Here is a 3,412-nt window from a genome sequence, read left to right on the forward strand (position 1 = left end):
TTCCTTGTGGTTTGGGGGTGGTTGTCAAGGCATCTTTCCCGCCTTGACAACCACCCCCGAACCGTCAGCACACTGGGCTTCGGGGTGCCCCACACTCACCCCCGGCGCAATGTCGCCCCCAGGGCGACGAGCCGCCCCCCTCAAGACCTCTCCCCCCGAACAGTCCGCCGCAACCGAGGCACCCGCTCCGCCAAAGTCCGCTCCCCACCCCGCTGCGTCGGCTCGTAATAATCCCGCCCGACCAGCTCATCCGGCGGATACTGCTGCGCCAGCACCCCCTCCGGCACGCTATGCGGATACCGATACCCCTGCGCATTCCCCAACTGCTTAGCCCCCGCGTAGTGCCCGTCCCGCAAATGCGGCGGCACAGTCCCGATCGCCCCCGACCGGACATCGCTCAACGCCGCGTCGATCGCCGTCACCACAGCGTTCGACTTCGGCGCGGTAGCCAGATGGATCGTCGCCTGCGCCAACGCGAGCCGCCCCTCCGGCATCCCGATGAACTGCACCGCGTGCGCCGCCGCCACCGCCGCCTGCAACGCGGTCGGATCCGCCAGCCCGACGTCCTCGCTCGCGTGCACCACCAGCCGCCGCGCGAGGAACCGCGGATCCTCCCCCGCCTCGATCATCCGCGCCAGGTAATGCAACGCCGCGTCGACATCCGACCCGCGGATCGATTTGATGAACGCACTGATCACGTCGTAGTGCTGATCGCCGTCGCGGTCGTACCGCACCGCCGCTTTGTCCACTGTGGACTCGACGACCGCCAGATCGATCGTCTTGTTCTCCGTTGCGGACGCGGCGTCCGCGGCCGCCTCCAGCGCGGTGAGCGCACGCCGCGCGTCGCCTCCCGCGAGCCGCACGAGGTGTGCCCGCGCGTCGTCGGTGAGAGTGAGTTCCCCGCCCAGCCCGCGCTCATCGGTCAGCGCGCGATCCAGCACCGCGACGATGTCGTCGTCGGTAAGCGGCCGCAGTTGCAGCACCAAGGACCGCGACAGCAGCGGCGACACCACCGAGAACGACGGATTCTCCGTAGTCGCCGCCACGAGCAGGACCGTGCGGTCCTCGACCGCGCCGAGCAGCGCGTCCTGCTGGGTTTTGGAGAACCGGTGCACCTCGTCGATGAACAGAACGGTGTTCTCGGTGTTGTACTGCCGGCGCCGCCGCGCCTCCTCGATGACGCCGCGGACCTCCTTGACGCCCGCGGACAGCGCGGACATCGCGACGAACCGGCGTCCGGTCGCGATCGACACCAGGTTCGCCAGCGTGGTCTTGCCGGTGCCGGGCGGGCCGTAGAGCAGCACGGACGCCGGGGCCGCCCCCTCGACCAGCCTGCGCAGCGGAGCCCCTTCCCGCAGCAGGTGCTGCTGGCCGACCACCTCGTCGAGCGTGCGCGGCCGCATCCGCACCGCGAGCGGCGACGTCGCCGGGTCGGCCTGCGGTTCGGCCTGGTTCGCTCCGGAGGGTTCCGGCGGCGGCCCCACGTCGGGGTTCACCGTGAAGAGTTCGTCCTGTGCCACACCGACGACGGTATCCGACCACCCCGACAATCCCGCTCGCCCGGCCCCGCGGCGGCGCCGGAGGGGCAGACTGGGGCGATGGTCTCCTCGGTCGCGGTGCTGTCCGACATCCACGGCGTGCTGCCCGCGCTCGACGCGGTCCTCACCGAGCCCGACGTCCGGGCCGCCGACCTGGTGGTCCTGTGCGGCGACCTCGCCGCCGGACCGCTGCCCCGGCAGACGCTCGACCGGCTGGCGGTGCTCGGCGAGCGCGCGGTGTGGGTGCGCGGCAACGCGGATCGCGAACTCGTCACGCTCGCTCGGGGCGGTCCCACCAGAATTCCAGACCCGATCGGTCCGTGGGCGGCGACGCAGCTGCGACCGGATCAGGTGGCGCTGCTCGACGGGTTGCCGTTGACGGTGACGCTGGAGATCGACGGGCTCGGCGAGGTGCTGTTCTGCCACGCCACTCCGCGCGACGACGAAGAGGTCGCGCTCGTGGACAGCCCGTTGTCGCGCTGGGCGGAGGTGCTGGACGGCGTCACCGCGGAGACGGTGGTGTGCGGGCATACGCACATGCCGTTCCTGAGGCTGGCCGACCGATGCCGGATCGTGAACCCGGGCAGCGTCGGGATGCCTTACGGGACAACGGGTGCGCACTGGGCGCGACTCGGTCCCGGGGTCGAGCTGCGGCGGACTGCCTACGACGTGGAGGCGGTGTGCCGGGAGCTGGCGGAGACGTCGGAGTATCCCGGAATTCAGGGCTGGAACGATGATTACGTGCGGAATCCGGCGTCGGATGCGGAGGCGTTGCGGGTATTCAGCCCACGCGCTCGCGGAACGAGCGCCACATGATGACTGCGGCGTAAGGCAGGAACTCCCGGCCGCGTCGCCATAGCCAGGGGATGCCCTTCGCTACGAGCCAGCCGAAGTGGGCGGCGGCGCTTGGTTCTACGCCGCCGGAGCAGATGAGGCTCACTGGCTCCGGGACGGCGAACCCGGCTGTCGCGGCTAGGTTTGTGAAGCCTTGGGCGAGCATGCGGTGGCCCAGTTCGGACGGGTGCAGGCGGTCGACGCTCCAGACGTTGAGGTCGTACGCGCCGGGCAGGGTGTCCAGGTTCAGGCAGGTGATGCCTTCTGTTGCCGCTACGCGGTCGATTGCCTCGTTCAGTTCTGCTACGCGGGCGCTTAGGGCTCGTTTCAGCGACGGTGGGAGGCGGAAGACCTTGCTGTGGTCGTGGAAGCGTACGGGAAGGACTGTGGTTCCGACCGCGGTCAGCTCGCGGACGATGGCGGTGAGGTCCGCGGCGACGGCGTCTGGGTCGAAGTCGGGGCGGAGGGTGTCGTTCATGCCGACGACGACCAGGGCTACGTCTGGGCGGTGGGCGATCGCCAGAGGGAGTTGTTCGGTGCGGACGCAGGACATGCGGGCACCGGTGAAGGACGGGTTCAGGTAGCCGTCTTCGGTAATGCCCAGTGCCGCCGCGACCAGGGGGCCTACGCCTCGCCATCCGCCGCGGTTGGGGAGGGGGTCGCCTAGGCCTACGGCGGTGGAGTCGCCTAGGACTGCCAGGCGGGTTGCCCGGCGGAGGGTGGGGGTCGGGTGGGGTGGGGTTGGTTCTGCGGCTGGGGTGACTCCGACGCTGATCACGGTCACGACCAAGACCATCCGGTATTGAGGCTCACCGCTGGTGATGGGGAGGTAACGCGGTATGGACGGAGGTGGGAACTTCCGGTTCTTGGGGTCTGGTTTGGGGGGTCTGTCTGCTCGTCGCCCTGGGGGGCGACATTGCGCCGGGGGTGTGGCGTGGGGCACCCCGAAGCCCGAGTGTGCTGACGGTTCGGGGGTGGTTGTCAAGGCGGGAAAGATGCCTTGGTCACCCCCCCCTACCCAACTGGAAGGGGTTTTGTTG

Annotated in this window: 3 protein-coding genes; 1 reads left to right on the forward strand and 2 read right to left on the reverse strand. The window is 69.7% G+C overall.

Translation table 11 applies throughout. The features are described from left to right. Nucleotides 1–140: 140 nt before the first annotated feature. Entirely contained in the window at nt 141–1,520 is a 1,380-nt protein-coding gene (locus ACZ63D_RS06435; RefSeq protein WP_465353249.1) for a replication-associated recombination protein A, read from the reverse strand. Between the two features lie 78 nt (nt 1,521–1,598). Between ACZ63D_RS06435 and ACZ63D_RS06440 the strand changes: the two genes are divergently transcribed. Further along, the gene (locus ACZ63D_RS06440; RefSeq protein ID WP_465353250.1) at nt 1,599–2,354 is read left to right on the forward strand and encodes a metallophosphoesterase family protein; all 756 of its coding nucleotides are present in this window, start codon (nt 1,599–1,601) and stop codon (nt 2,352–2,354) included. Here ACZ63D_RS06440 and ACZ63D_RS06445 read toward each other — a convergent pair. Further along, nucleotides 2,320–3,168, reverse strand: coding sequence for an SGNH/GDSL hydrolase family protein (locus ACZ63D_RS06445; protein WP_465353251.1), 849 nt, complete (start codon nt 3,166–3,168; stop codon nt 2,320–2,322). The genes ACZ63D_RS06440 and ACZ63D_RS06445 overlap by 35 nt on opposite strands. Between the last annotated feature and the right edge of the window lie 244 nt (nt 3,169–3,412).

It is taken from the genome of Amycolatopsis sp. NPDC104775 (assembly GCF_055583325.1).

Coding starts and splice junctions, on each gene's coding strand:
- ACZ63D_RS06440 (WP_465353250.1), top strand. CDS start 1,599: ATGGTCTCCTCGGTCGCGGTGCTGTCCGACATCCACGGCGTGCTGCCC.
- ACZ63D_RS06445 (WP_465353251.1), bottom strand. CDS start 3,168: ATGGTCTTGGTCGTGACCGTGATCAGCGTCGGAGTCACCCCAGCCGCA.